The organism is Rhizobium sp. BK196, from assembly GCF_014193255.1.
In the GTDB taxonomy this organism is placed as follows: Bacteria; Pseudomonadota; Alphaproteobacteria; order Rhizobiales; family Rhizobiaceae; genus Rhizobium.
In genome coordinates this window covers 19,058-37,063 of record NZ_JACHZB010000003.1, presented here as the reverse complement: position 1 = coordinate 37,063, position 18,006 = coordinate 19,058, and the positions used below count along the sequence as shown (strand labels likewise).

Genomic DNA, 18,006 nt, shown 5'->3' with positions numbered 1-18,006 from the left:
CGAGAGTAGCCATCAATAGGGTATAATGAGGCGCCTACCATGCCATGAGATTTAGGGATCGTGGCTTAAGTGCTGTTGAAACGGCGAGGACGTTCCCTCGCTTTCTCATAGTTCGGATTTTATGTCGCCCATGCGGTTCCACGCATCGAGACCGGCGATCTTGTAGGCTTCGGCAAGCGTCGGGTAGTTGAAGGTATTCTCGACAAAATATTCCACAGTGCCCTTCAGGTTCAGCACGGCCTGACCGATATGCACGAGTTCGGTAGCACCTTCACCGACGATGTGCACGCCGAGCAGACGGCGTGTCTTTAACGAGAAGATCAGCTTCAGCAGGCCGGTATCGAGACCCATGATGTGGCCGCGCGATGTCTCCCGGAAACGGGCAATACCGCACTCATAGGGAATGCCACGCTCCTTCATTTCCTCTTCGGTCAGGCCACAGGTGGAGATTTCCGGCACGGCATAGATGCCATAGGGAAAATATTTCTGCGGCTCCTTGGCGACCGCACCGATCGCGACGCGCGCAGCAATACGGCCCTGTTCCATCGAGGTCGAGGCAAGACTCGGAAAGCCGACAACATCGCCGGCGGCATAAATATTGGGCACGGACGTCTGGAACGTCTCGGGATTGACCTTCAGGCGCCCGCGGCTGTCCGCCTCGAGACCGATGGCCTCCAGGTTGAGTGTGTCGGTGGCGCCCATGCGCCCGGCAGCGAAAAGCACCATGTCGGTCACGAGATGCCGACCGCTGTCGAGGGTCAGTTGCACCTTGCCCGCATCGAGCCGCTCGACCTTCTCGGCCTTAGTGCCGAGCAGCAGTTTCATATTGCGGTCGCGCAGCTGGTAAGTGAAATCCTCAATGATCTCCTTGTCGATGAAGTCGAGCATGGTCGACTTTGGATCGATGACGGTCACGGCGGTATCCAGCGCCGAAAAGATCGTTGCATATTCGATGCCGATGACGCCGGCGCCGATGACGACCATGCTGCGTGGCAGTTCCTCGATATCGAGCAGCTCGTCACTGTCGAGCACGGTCTTGTTGTCGAAGGGCATGTAATCAGGCCGAAACGGCTTGGTGCCGACCGCAAGAAGAATGCTGGCGCCGGTCACCATCATCGTATCGCCATCGTCCTTGATGACCTGGAGGGTATTGGCGTCGACGAAGCTGGCCTTGCCGCGGATATGTTGGACGCGGTTGCGGGCGAACTGATGTTCGAGCACTTCCACTTCATGATTGAGCGTGATTAGCAGGCGGCGGCGCAGATCTTCAGCGCTGATCTCCTGCTTGACGCGGTAGCTGCGGCCGTAGAAGCCGCGTTCACGCCAGCCGGAAAGGTTGAGTGCGGTTTCGCGCAACGTCTTGGAAGGGATCGTGCCGGTATGGACGGACACGCCGCCGACACGTTTTCCCTGCTCGATGACCAGCACTTTCTTGCCGAGTTTTGCAGCCTGGATTGCGCCGCGGCGCCCTGCCGGACCGCTGCCCACTACCACGAGATCGTACTGGAACATCTTTAGCCCCAAACTGGAATTGGAATCATATTGCGACGCGAAATCTCGCGCGTTCACCGGTAGCCGGTCAATGTTACAGTTTGTATTTCAATACCGTTTAGGAATTCAAAAAGCCGAACATCGGCTCAAGCCGCTCGAATGTGCGATCCATCGCATACGCGCCGATGAAGAAAAGCGACAGATGGCCGTATGTCAGTGATATCTGCGATTCCGCCGCCATCTCTCCTTCCTTGGCAACGCCGGCGACGTAGATGGCTGAAGCCAATCCCGTCCGGTCGGCGCCGGCCTTGCAGTGAATGAGCATCGGCTTGGGTGCGGCGGCCATGATCGCCATCAACTGACGTCCTTCTTCGATGGAAAGTTCCTTCGTCGCCGACATGCGGAAGTCGATATGCTGGACATTCAGTCCCTTTGCTGCGGCGACCTCGTTATCGTACCAGGCCTCGCCGCTGCTGTCGCCGCGCAGGTTCAGTACGGATTTGATGCCGTACTCCTTGACGAGTTCGCCAAGCTTTGCGGGGGAGGGCTGGGCAGAGCGATAGACCTGACCATCGACGACCGCATGCACATTCGTCGAAAGCTGCAGGTAGCCGAGATAGACACCGGTCACGACGAGCAGCAGAAGCGTCAGGCGTATCAGCGATCGAAGGCTCGGCGGCGCGTATAAACGACTAGGAGAAATGCCCATATTTCCCATCCTGTTGTCAGTCATTCAGCTTGGAGAACGCCATAATGGCTTTTTCATGCCTTAGCCGAGGTCTTATATCAAGCGCAGCCCCTTGAGGCTTGCTTGTCCGTCTTTGCCGATGATGATGTGATCGTGGATGGCAATACCGAGCGGTTTTGCAGCATCGATGATCATCTTCGTCATGTCGATATCGGCACGCGATGGCGTCGGGTCGCCCGAGGGATGATTGTGGACGAGAATAAGCGCCGTTGCCGAAAGCTCGAGCGCCCGCCTCACCACCTCACGCGGATAGACTGGTGTGTGGTCCACAGTCCCACGCCCCTGCACCTCGTCGGCAATCAGTGCATTGCGCTTGTCGAGGAAGAGAATGCGGAACTGCTCGCGCGCCTCATGTGCCATGGCAGCATGGCAATACCGAATGACTGACGACCACGAGGAAAGCACCTGCTTGCCCTTGAGTTCGCTCTTCAGTGCGCGATGGCTAATGGCGGATATCAGCTTCAGATCTAGCGCCACCGCTTCTCCGACGCCTTTGACCTCCTGCAGCAGTGCTGCCGGTGCGCCGAAGACGCCCGCAAGCGACCCGAAGCGGTCGATCAATGACTTAGCGATCGGTTTCGTATCGCGGCGTGGGATCAGCCGAAAAAGCAGGAGTTCGAGGATTTCATAATCGACGAGTGCCGTATCACCATGCTCGCGAAAACGGCTGCGCAGCCTTTCGCGATGGCCGTGATAATGTTCTTCCTTGGCGGGGAGGGCCGCCTTGGGGGCTGAAGTCTTTGCTGGCTGCGCGAAAAACGCCCGCTCATCGACTGCGACATCTTCGTCAATGTCGAAAGGCAATTCGTCATCGCTGGCCTGCGGAACGGGACCTTTCGCCATGGATGATGTCACCCGTTCAGCGGCGGCAGGCCCGGCCGGTCGAGGCCGGCAGGCGACAGCGTGAAGATTTCGCAGCCATTGGCGGTCACGCCGACCGTATGTTCGTACTGCGCCGACAGCGAACGATCGCGCGTCACGGCAGTCCAGCCGTCCGCCAGCACCTTCACGTGCGGGCGTCCGAGATTGATCATCGGTTCGATGGTGAAGATCATGCCCTCGCGCAATTCCGGTCCTTCATTGGCGCGGCCGTAATGCAGGATGTTCGGCGAATCGTGGAAGAGACGGCCGACACCGTGGCCGCAGAAATCACGCACGACGGAGCAACGCTCGGCTTCGGCATAGGTCTGGATCGCTTCGCCGATCGCGCCGGTGCGTGCGCCGGGATGAACGGCGGCAATGCCGCGCATCAGCGATTCATAGGTCACTTCCAGCAGGCGTTCGGCGGCGCGCTTGATCTGGCCTACCGGGTACATGCGGCTCGAATCCCCATGCCAGCCGTCGACGACGAAGGTCACGTCGATATTGACGATATCGCCTTCGCGCAGCGGCTTGTCATCGGGAATACCGTGACAGACTACATGATTGATCGAAGTGCAGGTGGACTTCGTATAGCCGCGATAGTTCAGCGTCGCCGGATAGGCGCCGTTATCCATGCCGAACTCGAAAACGAAGCGGTCGATTTCATTGGTGGCGAGACCCGGCTTGACGATATCGGCAAGCGCATCGAGGCAGCGCGCGGTCAGCTGGCACGCGTTGCGCATTCCCTCGAATGCTTCAGGGCCATAAAGCCTGATGGCGCCGGTATTTTTCGGCGGCGCGGAGGAGGCTTCGATATAATTCACCATTGCAAGGCCTTAGCAGAAATTGTCGTCTCTTTTCATAATGCAGCAATGCCGGCTTCGTCCATCGCGATCAACCGCATGGGAAAGATTTCTCGGGCGCGTTGTACCGGGTGAAAAAAGCCGCTGGGCCGCCCACCAGCGTCAGCAGAGCTGCGGACCATCAATATCCACAGTCTTCTCAATTAGATAGGATTGTAGATGGAAAATTCCACTGTTACTCACCGATTGGTGACAGACCGGGGTTGACCAAATGCTCAATGAAACTGCCGTGGCCGTGCTCGAACAGACGGGTGCCGCTGAGCCTGAAAAGCGTATCCGCGACAGAGGCGCTACGGAACGCGCTATCCTGAAAGCCGCCAAGAACCTGCTAGCAGAAGAGGGGTTCCAGAATTTCGGCATCAACGCTGTCGCGCGCCGCGCCGGCTGCGACAAGCAACTCATCTACCGGTATTATGGCGGTCTCGACGGTCTTGTCGAGGCGATCGGTGCCGATCTCGGCAACTGGGTCAAGGACCGCATCCCCGAAGATACTGGCGGCATGTTCTTGCTGACCTACGGCGACCTGATGGAGCGCTTGTCCTTGCTTTTTCTTGAGGCACTGCGCGAGGATCCCTTGATGCGCCGCATCGTCGCCTGGGAGGTGTCCGAAAATACCGAGCAGGTGAAGCGCCTTTCGGAAGCGCGCTCGAAAGCGCTTGGCCAGTGGCTCGATCGCATGCGCGGTTCGCTGACGCCGCCGAAGGGCGTCGATGTTGCCGCCGTCAATGCGCTCATCTTTGCCTCCATTCAGCATCTCGTGCTTGCTGCCGCGGCTGGTGGGCAGTGCGCAGGGCTGCTTTTGAAGAACGGCAAGGACTGGGAGAAGGCTGCCACCGCGCTAAAGCGGCTGGTGCGCGGTGTCTACGGCTAAACAATCCACAGCCTCTACTCGGCAGTTAACCTTAACAGTTGGTTTACGTTGCGTGACGCTGGTTAACCCGCCAGTGTGATCCACATTAGAAATGTAACGAGTGTGGACCCGAGTTCGGCCATGGAAACCAAAATCGCCAGAACCGCGTTGCTTGTCGCGGCGATGATGTTTTTCGCCGTGCTGGCGCTGGATATCGCCGTGCCCACGCTCGTACTCTGCATCATGGCATCGTCGGTCTGGCTCGCTTCCCTTGATATGCCGGTCCTGCGCAAGCACGAAGGAGAGGCCGCATGAAGTGGTTTCTGATCTTCTGGGCCGGTCCTACCGTCTTCCTGGCGGGATGGTACTGGCTTTCCTATTACGACCTGAACTTCGGCATCTTCATGCTGACGCGGCAGGTCCATGACCTGACTTTCGAGATCTATGGCAAGGCCCTCGGCCTGCCGCCGCAGGAAATCCCGCCGCTCGTCGCCCGCGCGATAGCCGTCGATAGTCTCGTCGTCTTCGCCATTATGGGCCTCCGCAAACGCCGCCAGATCGCGGCCTGGTGGAGGGCGCGTCATGCCTCCGTGTCGTCCGCCGATCTCGCCAGCAAAGAAAGTCTGTCGAGCGCTCCTTGAAGGATAAAGCTCGCCGCAGCCGAATCGATCCGCTCGGCACGTTTTGCCCGCGACACGTCCATTTCCAGTAAGGCGCGTTCGGCAGCCACCGTCGATAGCCGCTCATCCCAATAAACGAAGGGAATGGCAGTCTTCTGCTCCATGTTGCGCACGAAAGCCCGTGTCGCCTGCACGCGCGGACCGACCGATCCGTCCATATTCATCGGCAGGCCGATAACGAAGGCCGCAACCTTCTCTTTTGCGGCGAAACCCAGCAGCGTCTCGGCATCGATGGTGAATTTCTCGCGCTTGAGCACCGGGCGTGGCGTCGCAAAGCGGCGTCCGAGATCGGACATGGCAAGGCCGATCGTCTTGGTGCCGAGATCGAGGCCTGCGATTGCCTGTCCGGGACCGAGCGTTTCGGCTAGTTCCTCGATCGTCAGCACCGTCATTGCCGTGTCATCCTGTCAAAAGAAATTGAAGTTCCCGCCGCTTTTCTTTGCGGCCATATCGGCTATGTCCTTAGAGCAATTCCAGGAAAAGTGCGAAACGGTTTCCGGCCAGAATTGTCCTAAGCCTTTCTGGCCCCCGAAATCGCCTTTTGCATCACGTAATTAAGGAGACTTTTCATGAAGATCACCTGGCTCGGCCATTCTGCTTTCCGTATCGAAACGAAAGCCGCCAAAATCCTGATCGACCCTTTCCTGACCTATAACTCGTCTTTCGCCGGCCAGGGCATAAAGGAAGTGACCAACGGCATCACCCATATCCTGCTAACCCACGGCCATGGCGACCATGTCGGCGATACCGTAGCGATCGCAAAGGAAACCGGTGCCGTCGTTCTCGCCAATGCCGATCTTGCCTCCTGGCTTAGCACGAAGGGCGTCGAAAAGCTGGAAATGGGCAATACCGGCGGCACGGTCGCGCTCGGCAGCTTCACCGCGACCTTCACCAATGCGCTGCATTCCTCCGCTCAGACGACGGAAGACGGGGTTTCCCACTCGCTCGGCAATGCGAACGGCCTGATGCTGCATTTCGACGACGAGCCGAGCCTCTTCCATATGGGCGACACCGATATCTTCTCCGATATGGCGCTTATCAACGAATTGCATCAGCCCGATATCGGTATCGTGCCGATCGGCGACCGCTTCACCATGGGCGGCGCGGTGGCGGCTCTTGCCTGCCAGCGCTACTTCAACTTCAAGACGGCCATTCCCTGCCACTACGGCACCTTCCCGATCATCGACCAGACGCCGGAAAAATTCATCGCCGGCATGGAAGGCTCGAAGAGCCAAGTGAAGGCGCCGAAGCCCGGCGAAAGCCTGTCGCTCTGATGCAGAAGCCCTCAAACCCCGGTGAGTTTTGAGGGCAGGAATTCTGCATTGCCGAAAATGCAAACCCGTTGCACAGGACGGACATGGTCTTTATAGCGATAGGAAAATTCCTATCCGGAGAATGCCATGTCCGTCGATCTCGCCACCGTTAAGCGCGTAGCGCGCCTTGCCCGTATTGCCGTTTCGGAAGAAGAGGCAAATCGCATGGTCGGCGAATTGAATGGTATCCTCGGCTTCGTCGAGCAGCTTTCCGAAGTTGACGTTAGTGGCGTCCAGGCCATGACATCCGTGACGCCGATGGACATGAAGAAGCGCGCCGATGTCGTCAATGACGGCAACAAGGCCGCCGATGTCGTTGCCAATGCGCCGATCACCGACCACAATTTCTTCCTGGTGCCGAAAGTCGTCGAATAAGGCTTTGCCCGCCTCTTTCCGACCCTGTTGCCATTTTCAGACTTGAAGCGAAAACACGATGAGCGAACTCACCAGCCTGACCATTGCCGAAGCCCGCCAGAAGCTGCGCGCCAAGGAAATCACCGCGACCGAGCTGACCGAGTCCTACATCTCGGCTATCGATGCGGCCAATGGCCATCTCAACGCTTATATCAAGGTCACGCCTGATCTCGCCCGCCTCATGGCGAAGAATTCCGACGAGCGTATCGCTGCCGGCAAGGCAGGCGATCTCGAAGGCATCCCGCTCGGCATCAAGGATCTGTTCGCCACGGTTGGCGTGCATACCCAGGCTTGCAGCCACATTCTCGACGGTTTCGAGCCGCGGTATGAATCGACGGTCACCCAGAACCTCTGGGACGACGGCGCCGTCATGCTCGGCAAGCTGAACATGGATGAGTTCGCGATGGGCTCTTCCAATGAGACCTCGCACTATGGTGCGGTCATCAACCCCTGGCGTGCCGCAGGCTCTAACCAGCAGCTCGTTCCGGGCGGCTCTTCCGGTGGCTCGGCTGCAGCCGTTGCCGCCCATCTCTGCGCAGGTGCTACTGCAACCGACACAGGCGGTTCCATCCGCCAGCCGGCTGCCTTCACCGGCACGGTCGGCATCAAGCCGACCTATGGGCGCTGTTCACGCTGGGGAACGGTCGCCTTCGCATCTTCTCTCGATCAGGCCGGCCCGATCGCCCGCGACGTGCGCGATGCCGCGATCTTGCTGAAGTCCATGGCGAGCGTCGATGCCAAGGACACCACTTCCGTCGACCTGCCGGTCCCGGATTACGAAGCTGCCATCGGTCAGTCGCTGAAGGGCATGAAGATCGGCATTCCGAACGAATATCGCGTCGATGGCATGCCCGACGAGATCGAATCCATCTGGCAGCAGGGCATCGCCTGGCTGAAGGATGCCGGTGCCGAGATCGTCAACATCTCGCTGCCCCATACCAAATACGCCCTGCCGGCCTATTACATCGTTGCACCCGCTGAAGCCTCTTCGAATCTCGCCCGTTACGATGGCGTGCGCTACGGCCTGCGTGTCGACGGCAAGGATATCGTCGACATGTACGAGAAAACGCGTGCCGCCGGCTTCGGCCAGGAGGTCAAGCGCCGCATCATGATCGGCACTTACGTGCTGTCGGCCGGTTACTACGATGCCTACTATCTGCGCGCCCAGAAGGTCCGCACGCTCATCAAGCGCGACTTCGAACTCGCTTTCGATGCCGGCGTCGACGCTATCCTGACGCCAGCCACTCCATCGTCTGCCTTCGGCGTTGCCGACGAGAGCCTCGCCGCCGATCCGGTCAAGATGTACCTCAACGACATTTTCACAGTCACGGTCAACATGGCCGGCCTGCCGGGCATCGCCGTTCCCGCCGGTCTCGACCATAAGGGCCTGCCGCTTGGCCTGCAGCTCATCGGCAAGGCCTTCGACGAGGAAACCCTCTTCAAGACCGCCCATGTCATCGAACAGGCGGCCGGCAAGTTTACGCCGGCCAAGTGGTGGTAACCGGTCTAACGATACGAGAGATTGCAGACGCCGACCACAAAATGGTCGGCGTTGTTGGTTTCGCCGCATGGGCGGCAAGCAACGCCTTTGAAGCCAGCTATCGGGATCCTGCTGTCATCGACGGGGTGAAGCAGGAATTTGCGATATTTCCGGTTGAAACGACGGGCGAGATCTTCGTTGCTGAGTTTGATGGAGGAATCGTCGGCTGGGGCGCTCGGGAGAATACGCGAAACTATATTTCCGACCTTTGGGTGCATCCCGATCATCAGGGCAAAGGCATCGGCAAAGCGCTGCTGCATCATCTCTGCGAGCTGATGAAAGGCGAGGGCCTAGAAACGGCGCGGCTCGACACGCATGCGAAAAACAGCGGTGCAATCCGTCTTTACGAGCGCTGCGGTTTCAAGATCATCTGGCACGGTATCGAGTTTGCCAAGAGCATGGGCGTCCCGCTCGAAAAGGTACATTTGCAGAAGCAATTGGTTGAGGACTAGCACGACACGCCTGAAGAAAGGCAGGCGCCGTCTCTGATTTCGAGGCGGCGCCTGATATATAGGCAAGACTTTGCGAGGAGGGCCTCATGCCGAAACAGGATCTTGCGCGGTTGATCGAGGCCTTTGATGGCCTCGCCGTCCGTGGCTTTAAATTGGGCGCAGAGTGGGAGGCGGTTCACGAAATCTGCCAGAACCACGAGGGTGAACAGGTTTTCGACTGGGGCCATGCCCTTTGCCATCGCGTCGAAGGCGATGATTGGAACGCAGGCTACTGGTATCGCCGCGCAGGCAAGACGATGGGAGAAGGCACGATTGCCGAAGAATGGGCGGCGATGCGCCCGGAGCTTTCTGAAAAGCTCTGAAACATTCCTGGCCGCAGGGCGACGGCGCCGCACGGCCAGGCTTTGTCAGACCTATCTGTTATCGAGCTGTGACCTGACGAGCTTCAGTCCCCTTTCGGTGATCCGATAGGGCTGGCCGGCGGAAGATTTGATTGCCTTCAGCCGTTTCAGCTTGCGGAAAAGCTCCGTGCCGAAGCCGGGATAGACCCAGCCGTCTCGGGTGAAGCAACTTACCGTTTCGATCTTTTTGTTGTCGTCTCGGGTGATTTCGATACGGCCGCCCTGGGCCATAAGGTGCAGGATGCGCTGTTCTGCGCGCGAGATATCCATTGCTGTTGATCCAGAAACGCGCCTTCAGGAAGGCGCAGGAAAACGATTTGGCGCTCGGGTTTACACGATACGCCGCGGCTTCGTTTTTCTGGCCCATGCGCGCGAGGCTGTGCTTGCGGGCAGGGCCTTTACCGGGTCTCAGGCAGGTTAGACATAAAACACCTCTGACGGGCTTTTTATCAGCAACCACAATTCGGTCAAGCGGGCGCAGCGAAACAAAAAAGCCGCCGATAATATTGCTTTCGCTTCTTCATCTCCTTGCAAGGACTGGAAAATTGCCCGACTCAATGGTCTACTCTCTGCAGTAACGCGGAGGTGCCATTGATCCACATTCGCAATGCCCGCGAAAGCGACACGGCGCTCTTGAGCGAAATCGGCTTGCGAGCCTGGCAAAGAGCGATGGCATTGATAGGCGAATCGGACGCCATGACGGATGGAGCCCGCACCGCGTTCCGAACGTTCGTGGATAATAACTGGCTGACCATCACAGTCGTCGAACAGAACGGGCAGGCTGCCGGCTGGGCCGCGCGCGAAGGACTGGACGAGACCATTTCCGACTTCTGGATCGATCCGAGCTTCAATCGTCAGGGGCTCGGCACCGCACTTCTGGAGCATATCGAGTCTGATATTTTCGAACAGGGCTTCGAGGAGGCGGCGATGCAGACCCATTCTGGAAATACAGAGGCGATCTCCTTCTTCCAGAAGCACGGCTACGCGATCCACTGGCTTTCTGTCGCCTACAATCCGAAGCTCGACCGCGACGTGCCGTCAGTCGGTCTCAGCAAGCATCTCGGCCCGCAGGAGCAAGAAGGCTACGGCCCGGGTTTCTAGGCTGCCGAAAGCCTTGCACCTGCAGGCCATTTCCTTTACCTCACCTGTTGAAAAGAACAGCCTTCGAAGAGCATCTCATGACCATTGTCGACGTTCGCACGCCTGATCCGAAACGTTATATCCCCGGCGCCACTGGCGATTGGGAAGTCATCATTGGCATGGAAGTCCATGCCCAGGTGCTCTCCAATTCCAAGCTTTTCTCCGGCGCTTCGACGGAATTCGGCAAGCCGCAGAATTCGAATGTCTCGCTCGTCGATGCGGCCATGCCCGGCATGCTGCCCGTCATCAACGAGGAATGCGTCAAGCAGGCCGTGCGCACCGGCCTCGGCCTGAAGGCTGAGATCAACAAGCGCTCGGTCTTCGACCGCAAGAACTATTTCTATCCGGACCTGCCGCAGGGCTACCAGATCTCCCAGTACAAGGACCCGATCGTCGGGGAAGGCAAGATCGTTATATCGCTCGGCCCGGACCGTCAGGGACAGTTCGAGGATATCGAGATCGGCATCGAGCGCCTGCATCTGGAACAGGACGCCGGCAAGTCGATGCACGACCAGCATCCGACCATGTCTTATGTGGACCTGAATCGTTCCGGCGTTGCGCTGATGGAAATCGTCTCCAAGCCGGATATGCGCACCTCCGATGAGGCCAAGGCCTACATGACGAAGTTGCGCTCCATCGTACGCTACCTCGGCACCTGCGACGGCAACATGGACGAAGGCTCCATGCGCGCCGACGTTAACGTCTCCGTGCGCCGTCCGGGCGAGCCCTTCGGAACGCGTTGCGAAATCAAGAATGTCAACTCGATCCGCTTCATCGGCCAGGCGATCGAATACGAAGCCCGCCGCCAGATCGGTATTCTTGAGGATGGCGGCACGATCGATCAGGAAACCCGCCTGTTCGACCCGAACAAGGGTGAGACGCGGTCCATGCGCACCAAAGAAGACGCGCATGACTACCGCTACTTCCCCGACCCTGATCTGCTGCCGCTCGAATTCGACGATGCTTTCGTCAAGGAGCTGGCTGATCACCTGCCGGAGCTGCCGGACGACAAGAAGGAGCGCTTCGTGCGCGAACTCGGCCTGTCGATCTACGACGCCTCGGTTCTCGTTTCCGAAAAGGCGATTGCAGATTACTTTGAAGCCGTTGCCGAAGGCCGTGACGGCAAAGCGGCCGCCAATTGGGTCATCAACGACTTGCTCGGTGCCTTGAACCGCACCGGCAAGGACATCGAGGAAACGCCGGTCTCTCCGACGCAGCTCGGCGGCATCATCGACCTCATCAAGGCAGAGACCATTTCCGGCAAGATCGCCAAGGATGTTTTCGAAATCATCCTCAACGAAGGCGGCGACCCCGCCGAGATCGTTGAAAGCCGCGGCCTGAAGCAGGTGACGGATACAGGCGCGATCGAAAAGGCCGTCGATGAAATCATCGCCGCCAACCCGGATCAGGTTGCCAAGGTCAAGGCAAAGCCGACGCTTGCAGGCTGGTTCGTCGGTCAGGTGATGAAGGCGACCGGCGGAAAGGCCAACCCGCAGGCCGTGCAGGCTCTCGTCAAGGCCAAACTCGGTATTGTGGAAGAATAAGCCAACGGCCTTGGCCGAGGGGTGTGAAGCGGTTTTCGGAATACCGATGCCGCGAGGAGAAGGTCTTGGTTTATTTCGTCCGTACGGCCAGCGAGCGCGATCTTGAGAAGGTCCGTGCGTTGCTGGTCGAGAGCTTCCACGCGGCCTATGACGCGAGCCACGGCGTTGCAAAGGTCAACGAACTCGTTGCCCATCTCTTTTCGCCGGCTGCGCTGAAGGCGCGCCTGGCGAAGAAAAATGCCGAATTCCTGGTCGCCGATGACGGCCGGGATATCGGTGGCGTCGGTTACGCGGCGATGTCATCCGAGATGACAAAGACCGTCACGCTGCATCTTCTCTACGTGAAACCAGATCTGCAACGCCAGGGCATCGGCCGCGATATATTCGCCGAACTCGAAACCTGCTTCCCGGATGCGGAAATCATGCGGCTGGAAGTCGAGGTTCACAACCAAGAAGCTGTCCATTTTTATGAACGACTTGGTTTCGTTGAGGCCGGCCGTAACGAGAACAATAGCCCCGACCAGTCCGGCATTCCAACGCTGGTCTTCGAAAAGGCGCTTGAGTTCCACTGATATGCGATCTGGTGACATCATCATTCGTGAAGCGCGTGAAAGCGATCTGCCCGCCTTGATTGCGATGTTTGCCGCCGATCCTCTCGGCGGTCATGGTGATACCACCGATCCCGAGGCCTATCTGGATTATGCCGGCGCTTTCGCGACGATCACGGCGTCTTCCAACCAGACGCTTCACGTTGCAGAGCGGGACGGTGACGTAGTCGGCACCTTCCAGACGATGATCACCACCTCGCTCAATGCACGCGGCTCATCCGCCATGATCATCGAGGCGGTGCAGACGCGTGCCGATATGCGCGGGCAGGGCATCGGCGCGCGGATGATCGAATTTGCCATCGCCGAGGCGAAAGGTCGCGGCGTACGGCTCGTCCAACTGACATCGAATGCGGCACGCAAGGATGCCCATCGTTTCTATGAAAGGCTGGGCTTCAAGCCGTCGCATCTTGGTTTCAAGATGGCGCTCAAATGACCGCAGTTTCGGCGGGAATCACTGGACAATTCGGCTTGGCGGCGGCATAAGCGAAAAAGCCTATCTGCTTTCGTCCGCGTCCTGCGGCCACGAGGAAAAGACATGATCAAGTTCCTGTTGCACACCTTCACCTGGTGGAACAATTACACCTTCGGCACGCTGTTCGCCCTTCGTGGCTTCAAGCGGGTTGGTGAAGACGAGTTGGGCAATGTTTATTACGAAGGCGGTCTTTCCTCCTATGGTCTGCCGAAGCGCTGGGTGATCTACAGCGGTTACGCCGAAGCCTCCGCCATTCCTCCAGGCTGGCACGGCTGGATGCACCACCGGACCGACGTTCCGCCATCCAAGGAAAACTACGTCGCCAAGGAATGGCAGAAGCCGCACCGCGCCAACCCCACGGGCTCGCCGCAGGCCTACCGTCCGCCGGGTTCGCTCTCGGCTGCCGGCGAACGTCCGCGCGTGACCGGCGACTACGACGCATGGACGCCGGGCAACTGAGCGTCGAGCATCTGACGGCGGGTCCTGCCCCGCGCTTTGGCCACAATTGACCTTTACCCGCAGGTTGGCCGCAATTGCTGTGGCCATGAACCTGATATGTGCTGGAGACGGGTAGATATGAAGCTTTCCCTGCGAAACACGGTCCTGCCGGCTGCGGGAGCTGTATCGCTATTGGCGCTGTCCGCCGGGCTTCTTTCCAATCAGGCACAGGCTGCCCGCATTGACAATCCGGTCGCCGTCTTCTCTGGCCTCGACAAGATCACCGGCCGCATCACCACTTTCGACGTGTATGTCAACGAAACGGTCCAGTTCGGCGCCCTGCAGGTGACGCCGAAGGCCTGCTATTCGCGCGACCAGTCGGAAGCCCAGAAGATCGATGGTTTCGTCGAAGTCGACGAGATCACACTGGACCGCAAGATCCGCCGCATATTCACCGGCTGGATGTTCGCCGACAGTCCCGGCCTCAACGCAGTCGAGCATCCGATCTATGACGTCTGGCTGAAGGACTGCAAGCAGAGCTCGGACGTCCCGCCTCCGGACAGCGCCGGCGCCAAGTAAGGACACGCGCCTGATCGACCGGGCTTTCAGCTGCAAATAACTATTTATAGCAAGATGATGGCGGCGCCGTGTGCGTGCCGCATAAAATCCGTTCGATGCGACACGCCTGCTGATGCTGGTCGCTATGCGTTGGGCGTTTTGTTGCCGGTGAAAAGTTTCTTCACGAAACCGACCGCCCCGCCAAATACCACAAAGACGAGGATCCAGGCCTTCTTGAGGAAGGCAGCGGCGATTGCTAGCAGCCCGATCTTCGCGGCAACCTTGGCGCCAGCGCCTGCAGCGATCATGCCTGCCATCCCGTAGGCAGCGATCTTGTCGCCATCCACGTGATCGCTATAGGCCATTCCCTTGTCGAACTGGACGAGCTTGGTCACGGTCGGGACGGCGGTCTCGATTTCCTTCAACTGTTCGAGACCGGCAACGAAGTCGAACTGAAAGACTCCCTCACGGCCCAGCGTGCGCACGGAATAGTTCAGTGTATGCTGCGTGTTTCCATTCTCGTTGAACACCAAATCGCGTGCCCAGTGCAGGGCGTGTGCGGATTGGTCGTAATGCGGGGCAGAAGCCCAGCCGACGAGTGTCACCGTCGGAAAGCCCTGCTTCTGTCGTTCGGTATTGCTTTCCGCAATCGACTCCTTGATGTTCTGCAGCAATTCATCGTAGTCGATCGTCGCTGCGTCGGCATCCGATACATATCCATCCGCGCTGAATTCGACGACCGAACCCCATGATCCGACATCAGTCGGCGAATATTGCGCAGGAAATAGCATACCCAGCGCATCAGCCGCCGACCCCGGCGGGTTTCCCCAGATATCGACGAGCACGGTCTTCGTATCTTCAGGGCTGAGATAATAGAACCCGTCCGGTACGTTCAGCGTCGCCTTCGCAGCCGGCAGCTTGATCGCTCCCTGTTGGAAGTCGAGCTTCTCCAGAAGCGGTTTCTCTTGATCTGAGAAATCCGTTCTGTTCGGAAACATGTCCTGATAGGGGCGGGCATCGGCTGCTCCGGCAGCCATGGCGAGCAGGATCGCTGCCATAAAATATCGATTCAAGATTTCACCCTCCGTTGCGTTCTGACCTTAATCAGGGCTGCCAGAAAATCAACGCAAGGATGAAGAATTCAACCTTAAAACTTTAGGTGCGGCGATTCCATCGCCGCGGCGAGCATCAGCGCGTAGTCCGCTTTCGGCACGTCGAGCGCCCCGAATGTTTTGAGATGCTCTGTCGTGAATTGCGTGTCGAGCAGGGTGAAGTGCTGCCGCCTCAGGTGCTCGACGAGATGGACGAGACAGATTTTCGAAGCGTCGGTGCGGCGCGAGAACATACTTTCCCCAAAGAAGGCGGAGCCGAGAGAAACACCATAGAGGCCGCCAACGAGTTCATCGCCATCCCAGGCCTCGACAGAGTGGGCATGGCCCATGCGGTGCAGGGCCGAGTAGAGCGTTCGGATCGTCTCGTTGATCCAGGTACTCGGACGATCGGCCGTCTCCTGCGCGCAAGCGGTCATGACGGCATCGAAGGCGCTGTTGAAGCGGATCTCGAAGGGCTTTTGCCGAATCGTCTTTCGAAGACTTTTGGAAACGTGGAAACGATCGTCGAGCGGCAGTACGCCGCGGATATCGGGTTCGACCCAGAAGATTTCCGGATCGTCGGCGGATTCGGCCATGGGGAAGAGACCGATTGAATAGGCGCGCAGGAGGATCTCCGGGGTAATACCTGGTGATTTCCTGCGCGCTCCTGCCATTCTGTCCTATGCTGCCGGCTTGCTGTTGGCGAGATACTTTTCCAGCCAATGGATATCATAGTCGCCGTTGGCGATATCCTGGTTGGAAACGAGATCCTGGAACAGTGGCAGCGTTGTCTTGATGCCGTCAACGACAAATTCATCGAGCGCACGGCGCAGGCGCATCATGCATTCGACGCGCGTACGGCCATGGACAATCAGCTTGCCGATGAGGCTGTCGTAATAAGGCGGGATCCTGTAGCCCTGATAGGCGCCGGAATCGATGCGTACGCCAAGACCGCCCGGTGCATGGAAATGCGTGATCGTGCCGGGTGACGGCACGAAGGTGCGTGCGTCCTCGGCATTGATGCGGCATTCGATGGCATGACCCTGGAAGTGCACTTCCTCCTGCGTGACCGACAGACCGCCGCCGGAGGCAACGCGGATCTGTTCGTGCACGAGGTCTATGCCGGTGATGGCTTCGGTGACCGGATGCTCCACCTGCAGGCGAGTATTCATTTCGATGAAATAGAACTCGCCATTTTCGTAGAGGAACTCAATCGTTCCGGCGCCGCGATATTTCAGCTTCTTCATCGCGTCGGCGCAGATCTGGCCGATCTTCATGCGCTGTTCGACGTTGAGCGCCGGAGAATTGGCTTCTTCCCAGACCTTCTGGTGACGACGCTGAAGCGAGCAGTCGCGTTCGCCGAGATGGATCGCGTTCCCCTCGCCATCACCGAATACCTGTATTTCGATGTGGCGCGGCTTTTCGAGGTACTTTTCCATGTAGACGGCGTCGTTGCCGAAGGCGGCGGCGGCCTCGGTGCGGGCGGTCGACCAGGCTTCGATCAGGTCGGCTTCGGTCTTGGCGACCTTCATTCCGCGTCCGCCGCCGCCGGCCGTTGCCTTGATCAGCACCGGATACCCGATATAGGCAGCCGTCTTCAGCGCATCCTCTTCGGTCTTCACTTCGCCGTCGGAGCCGGGAACGACGGGAATGCCAAGTTCCTGCGCCGTCGTCTTGGCGGTGATCTTGTCGCCCATGATGCGGATATGTTCCGCCGTCGGGCCGATGAAGGTAATGCCGTGCGCTTCGAGAATATCGGCGAACTTGGCGTTCTCCGACAGGAAGCCATAACCCGGATGCACGGCATCAGCCCCTGTGATCTCGCAGGCAGCGACGATCTGGTGGATGTTAAGATAGCTTTCGCGCGACGGCGGCGGGCCGATGCACACACTCTCATCAGCGAGGCGCACATGCATGGCGTCGGCATCCGCCGTCGAATGCACGGCAACGCTTGCGATGCCGAGTTCCTTGCAGGCGCGCAGCACGCGAAGGGCAATCTCGCCGCGATTGGCTATGAGGATCTTGGAGATCATTGGCAACGCCTTATTCGATGACGACGAGCGCCTGACCGTATTCGACGGGCGAACCGTCTTCGACAAGGATTTCCGTGACCTTGCCGGACCTCGGCGAAGGAATCTGGTTCATCGTCTTCATCGCTTCGATGATGAGGAGCGTCTGGCCTTCCTTGACCGTCGTACCGATTTCGATGAAGGCGCGCGCGCCCGGAGCCGGCGCCATGTAGGCCGTGCCGACCATCGGCGCGTTGACCGTATTTGCTGGGTTGCGGCCTGCAACGGCAGCCGGGGCAGCTGCTGCCGCGACGGGGGCTGCTGCGGCGGCAGCGGCAGGTGCCGCATAGGCAGGGGCGGCGATCGGCGCCTGGATATACTGGGTCGTGCCTGCGCGCGAAACGCGGATCCGCAGATCTTCCTGTTCGACTTCGATCTCGGTCAGATCCGTGTCCTTGAGGATATTGGCGAGATCGCGGATCAGTGCCTGATCGATACCGGATTTCTTGTCAGCCATGAGTGTTGCCCTGTCT

24 protein-coding genes are annotated in these 18,006 nt (G+C 58.8%); 14 read left to right on the top strand and 10 right to left on the bottom strand.

Features of this window, described 5'->3' with window-relative positions:
• Positions 1 to 105 precede the first annotated feature (105 nt).
• The 4 genes from sthA to map all read right to left on the bottom strand — a co-directional run bounded on the left by sthA (position 106) and on the right by map (position 3,927).
• Positions 106 to 1,512 carry a Si-specific NAD(P)(+) transhydrogenase gene (gene sthA / locus FHT78_RS11295; RefSeq protein ID WP_183743589.1) on the bottom strand — a complete coding sequence of 469 codons (1,407 nt, stop codon included), beginning with the start codon at positions 1,510 to 1,512 and terminating at the stop codon, positions 106 to 108.
• Between the two features lie 97 nt (positions 1,513 to 1,609).
• On the bottom strand, positions 1,610 to 2,200 hold the full coding sequence (locus FHT78_RS11290) for a dual specificity protein phosphatase family protein (RefSeq protein ID WP_183743587.1): 591 nt from the start codon (positions 2,198 to 2,200) through the stop codon (positions 1,610 to 1,612).
• Between the two features lie 72 nt (positions 2,201 to 2,272).
• Positions 2,273 to 3,082, bottom strand: coding sequence for a DNA repair protein RadC (gene radC, locus FHT78_RS11285; RefSeq protein ID WP_183743585.1), 810 nt, complete (start codon positions 3,080 to 3,082; stop codon positions 2,273 to 2,275).
• A gap of 8 nt (positions 3,083 to 3,090) precedes the next feature.
• A complete protein-coding gene (map, locus tag FHT78_RS11280) occupies positions 3,091 to 3,927 on the bottom strand; it encodes a type I methionyl aminopeptidase (protein ID WP_183743583.1) in 837 nt (278 codons plus the stop codon).
• 247 nt (positions 3,928 to 4,174) lie between these two features.
• Between map and FHT78_RS11275 the strand changes: the two genes are divergently transcribed.
• From FHT78_RS11275 to FHT78_RS11265, 3 genes are all read left to right on the top strand, one after another.
• On the top strand, positions 4,175 to 4,834 hold the full coding sequence (locus FHT78_RS11275) for a TetR/AcrR family transcriptional regulator (RefSeq protein ID WP_183743581.1): 660 nt from the start codon (positions 4,175 to 4,177) through the stop codon (positions 4,832 to 4,834).
• Positions 4,835 to 4,954: 120 nt separating this feature from the next.
• The gene (locus tag FHT78_RS11270; protein ID WP_183743579.1) at positions 4,955 to 5,128 is read left to right on the top strand and encodes a hypothetical protein; all 174 of its coding nucleotides are present in this window, start codon (positions 4,955 to 4,957) and stop codon (positions 5,126 to 5,128) included.
• Complete coding sequence (locus tag FHT78_RS11265) at positions 5,125 to 5,454, top strand: DUF6105 family protein (RefSeq protein ID WP_183743577.1); 330 nt, start codon at positions 5,125 to 5,127, stop codon at positions 5,452 to 5,454. Before FHT78_RS11270 ends, FHT78_RS11265 begins: the two co-directional genes overlap by 4 nt.
• Here the strand turns inward: FHT78_RS11265 and ruvX are convergent.
• Positions 5,394 to 5,885 (bottom strand): Holliday junction resolvase RuvX, encoded by a 492-nt coding sequence (gene ruvX, locus FHT78_RS11260; protein ID WP_183743575.1) that lies wholly within the window; start codon positions 5,883 to 5,885, stop codon positions 5,394 to 5,396. The two genes, FHT78_RS11265 and ruvX, sit on opposite strands and share 61 nt — an antisense overlap.
• Before the next feature lie 177 nt (positions 5,886 to 6,062).
• Between ruvX and FHT78_RS11255 the strand changes: the two genes are divergently transcribed.
• The 5 genes from FHT78_RS11255 (at position 6,063) to FHT78_RS11235 (ending at position 9,574) form a co-directional block, all read left to right on the top strand.
• Positions 6,063 to 6,767: a metal-dependent hydrolase gene (locus FHT78_RS11255; RefSeq protein WP_183743573.1), complete on the top strand. Its 705-nt coding sequence runs from the start codon at positions 6,063 to 6,065 to the stop codon at positions 6,765 to 6,767.
• A 126-nt stretch (positions 6,768 to 6,893) separates the two neighbouring features.
• Positions 6,894 to 7,181 carry an Asp-tRNA(Asn)/Glu-tRNA(Gln) amidotransferase subunit GatC gene (gene gatC / locus FHT78_RS11250; RefSeq protein WP_183743571.1) on the top strand — a complete coding sequence of 96 codons (288 nt, stop codon included), beginning with the start codon at positions 6,894 to 6,896 and terminating at the stop codon, positions 7,179 to 7,181.
• A gap of 58 nt (positions 7,182 to 7,239) precedes the next feature.
• Complete coding sequence (gene gatA, locus FHT78_RS11245) at positions 7,240 to 8,721, top strand: Asp-tRNA(Asn)/Glu-tRNA(Gln) amidotransferase subunit GatA (protein WP_183743569.1); 1,482 nt, start codon at positions 7,240 to 7,242, stop codon at positions 8,719 to 8,721.
• A 41-nt stretch (positions 8,722 to 8,762) separates the two neighbouring features.
• Positions 8,763 to 9,212, top strand: coding sequence for a GNAT family N-acetyltransferase (locus FHT78_RS11240; protein WP_183743566.1), 450 nt, complete (start codon positions 8,763 to 8,765; stop codon positions 9,210 to 9,212).
• Between the two features lie 86 nt (positions 9,213 to 9,298).
• Complete coding sequence (locus tag FHT78_RS11235) at positions 9,299 to 9,574, top strand: hypothetical protein (protein WP_183743564.1); 276 nt, start codon at positions 9,299 to 9,301, stop codon at positions 9,572 to 9,574.
• A 51-nt stretch (positions 9,575 to 9,625) separates the two neighbouring features.
• On the opposite strand, the gene FHT78_RS11230 is transcribed toward FHT78_RS11235, so the two are convergent.
• Complete coding sequence (locus tag FHT78_RS11230) at positions 9,626 to 9,883, bottom strand: YjhX family toxin (protein ID WP_183743562.1); 258 nt, start codon at positions 9,881 to 9,883, stop codon at positions 9,626 to 9,628.
• Positions 9,884 to 10,204: 321 nt separating this feature from the next.
• On the opposite strand from FHT78_RS11230, the gene FHT78_RS11225 reads away from it, so the two are divergent.
• The 6 genes from FHT78_RS11225 (at position 10,205) to FHT78_RS11200 (ending at position 14,394) form a co-directional block, all read left to right on the top strand.
• Positions 10,205 to 10,714, top strand: a complete 510-nt coding sequence (locus tag FHT78_RS11225; RefSeq protein ID WP_183743560.1) for a GNAT family N-acetyltransferase — start codon at positions 10,205 to 10,207, stop codon at positions 10,712 to 10,714.
• 77 nt (positions 10,715 to 10,791) lie between these two features.
• Positions 10,792 to 12,297, top strand: a complete 1,506-nt coding sequence (gene gatB, locus FHT78_RS11220) for an Asp-tRNA(Asn)/Glu-tRNA(Gln) amidotransferase subunit GatB (RefSeq protein ID WP_183743558.1) — start codon at positions 10,792 to 10,794, stop codon at positions 12,295 to 12,297.
• 65 nt (positions 12,298 to 12,362) lie between these two features.
• A complete protein-coding gene (locus tag FHT78_RS11215) occupies positions 12,363 to 12,869 on the top strand; it encodes a GNAT family N-acetyltransferase (protein WP_183743556.1) in 507 nt (168 codons plus the stop codon).
• Between the two features lies 1 nt (position 12,870).
• Positions 12,871 to 13,338: a GNAT family N-acetyltransferase gene (locus FHT78_RS11210; protein ID WP_183745317.1), complete on the top strand. Its 468-nt coding sequence runs from the start codon at positions 12,871 to 12,873 to the stop codon at positions 13,336 to 13,338.
• 102 nt (positions 13,339 to 13,440) lie between these two features.
• Positions 13,441 to 13,836 carry an NADH:ubiquinone oxidoreductase subunit NDUFA12 gene (locus FHT78_RS11205; RefSeq protein WP_183743554.1) on the top strand — a complete coding sequence of 132 codons (396 nt, stop codon included), beginning with the start codon at positions 13,441 to 13,443 and terminating at the stop codon, positions 13,834 to 13,836.
• Between the two features lie 117 nt (positions 13,837 to 13,953).
• On the top strand, positions 13,954 to 14,394 hold the full coding sequence (locus tag FHT78_RS11200; protein ID WP_183743553.1) for a DUF2155 domain-containing protein: 441 nt from the start codon (positions 13,954 to 13,956) through the stop codon (positions 14,392 to 14,394).
• Between the two features lie 122 nt (positions 14,395 to 14,516).
• Here the strand turns inward: FHT78_RS11200 and FHT78_RS11195 are convergent, their stop codons facing one another.
• The 4 genes from FHT78_RS11195 to accB all read right to left on the bottom strand — a co-directional run bounded on the left by FHT78_RS11195 (position 14,517) and on the right by accB (position 17,990).
• Positions 14,517 to 15,446 carry a DUF2167 domain-containing protein gene (locus FHT78_RS11195; protein ID WP_183743551.1) on the bottom strand — a complete coding sequence of 310 codons (930 nt, stop codon included), beginning with the start codon at positions 15,444 to 15,446 and terminating at the stop codon, positions 14,517 to 14,519.
• 74 nt (positions 15,447 to 15,520) lie between these two features.
• Positions 15,521 to 16,138: a leucyl/phenylalanyl-tRNA--protein transferase gene (gene aat / locus FHT78_RS11190; protein ID WP_183743549.1), complete on the bottom strand. Its 618-nt coding sequence runs from the start codon at positions 16,136 to 16,138 to the stop codon at positions 15,521 to 15,523.
• 6 nt (positions 16,139 to 16,144) lie between these two features.
• Complete coding sequence (gene accC / locus FHT78_RS11185) at positions 16,145 to 17,497, bottom strand: acetyl-CoA carboxylase biotin carboxylase subunit (RefSeq protein ID WP_183743547.1); 1,353 nt, start codon at positions 17,495 to 17,497, stop codon at positions 16,145 to 16,147.
• Positions 17,498 to 17,507: 10 nt separating this feature from the next.
• Complete coding sequence (accB, locus tag FHT78_RS11180) at positions 17,508 to 17,990, bottom strand: acetyl-CoA carboxylase biotin carboxyl carrier protein (RefSeq protein WP_183743545.1); 483 nt, start codon at positions 17,988 to 17,990, stop codon at positions 17,508 to 17,510.
• Positions 17,991 to 18,006 lie beyond the last annotated feature (16 nt).

Bases quoted from the DNA above. Each gene is read 5' to 3' on its own strand.
- sthA (WP_183743589.1), bottom strand. From the start codon at position 1,512: ATGTTCCAGTACGATCTCGTGGTAGTGGGCAGCGGTCCGGCAGGGCGC.
- FHT78_RS11290 (WP_183743587.1), bottom strand. From the start codon at position 2,200: ATGGGCATTTCTCCTAGTCGTTTATACGCGCCGCCGAGCCTTCGATCG.
- radC (WP_183743585.1), bottom strand. From the start codon at position 3,082: ATGGCGAAAGGTCCCGTTCCGCAGGCCAGCGATGACGAATTGCCTTTC.
- map (WP_183743583.1), bottom strand. From the start codon at position 3,927: ATGGTGAATTATATCGAAGCCTCCTCCGCGCCGCCGAAAAATACCGGC.
- FHT78_RS11275 (WP_183743581.1), top strand. From the start codon at position 4,175: ATGCTCAATGAAACTGCCGTGGCCGTGCTCGAACAGACGGGTGCCGCT.
- FHT78_RS11270 (WP_183743579.1), top strand. From the start codon at position 4,955: ATGGAAACCAAAATCGCCAGAACCGCGTTGCTTGTCGCGGCGATGATG.
- FHT78_RS11265 (WP_183743577.1), top strand. From the start codon at position 5,125: ATGAAGTGGTTTCTGATCTTCTGGGCCGGTCCTACCGTCTTCCTGGCG.
- ruvX (WP_183743575.1), bottom strand. From the start codon at position 5,885: ATGACGGTGCTGACGATCGAGGAACTAGCCGAAACGCTCGGTCCCGGA.
- FHT78_RS11255 (WP_183743573.1), top strand. From the start codon at position 6,063: ATGAAGATCACCTGGCTCGGCCATTCTGCTTTCCGTATCGAAACGAAA.
- gatC (WP_183743571.1), top strand. From the start codon at position 6,894: ATGTCCGTCGATCTCGCCACCGTTAAGCGCGTAGCGCGCCTTGCCCGT.
- gatA (WP_183743569.1), top strand. From the start codon at position 7,240: ATGAGCGAACTCACCAGCCTGACCATTGCCGAAGCCCGCCAGAAGCTG.
- FHT78_RS11240 (WP_183743566.1), top strand. From the start codon at position 8,763: ATGGTCGGCGTTGTTGGTTTCGCCGCATGGGCGGCAAGCAACGCCTTT.
- FHT78_RS11235 (WP_183743564.1), top strand. From the start codon at position 9,299: ATGCCGAAACAGGATCTTGCGCGGTTGATCGAGGCCTTTGATGGCCTC.
- FHT78_RS11230 (WP_183743562.1), bottom strand. From the start codon at position 9,883: ATGGATATCTCGCGCGCAGAACAGCGCATCCTGCACCTTATGGCCCAG.
- gatB (WP_183743558.1), top strand. From the start codon at position 10,792: ATGACCATTGTCGACGTTCGCACGCCTGATCCGAAACGTTATATCCCC.
- FHT78_RS11210 (WP_183745317.1), top strand. From the start codon at position 12,871: ATGCGATCTGGTGACATCATCATTCGTGAAGCGCGTGAAAGCGATCTG.
- FHT78_RS11205 (WP_183743554.1), top strand. From the start codon at position 13,441: ATGATCAAGTTCCTGTTGCACACCTTCACCTGGTGGAACAATTACACC.
- FHT78_RS11200 (WP_183743553.1), top strand. From the start codon at position 13,954: ATGAAGCTTTCCCTGCGAAACACGGTCCTGCCGGCTGCGGGAGCTGTA.
- aat (WP_183743549.1), bottom strand. From the start codon at position 16,138: ATGGCAGGAGCGCGCAGGAAATCACCAGGTATTACCCCGGAGATCCTC.
- accC (WP_183743547.1), bottom strand. From the start codon at position 17,497: ATGATCTCCAAGATCCTCATAGCCAATCGCGGCGAGATTGCCCTTCGC.
- accB (WP_183743545.1), bottom strand. From the start codon at position 17,990: ATGGCTGACAAGAAATCCGGTATCGATCAGGCACTGATCCGCGATCTC.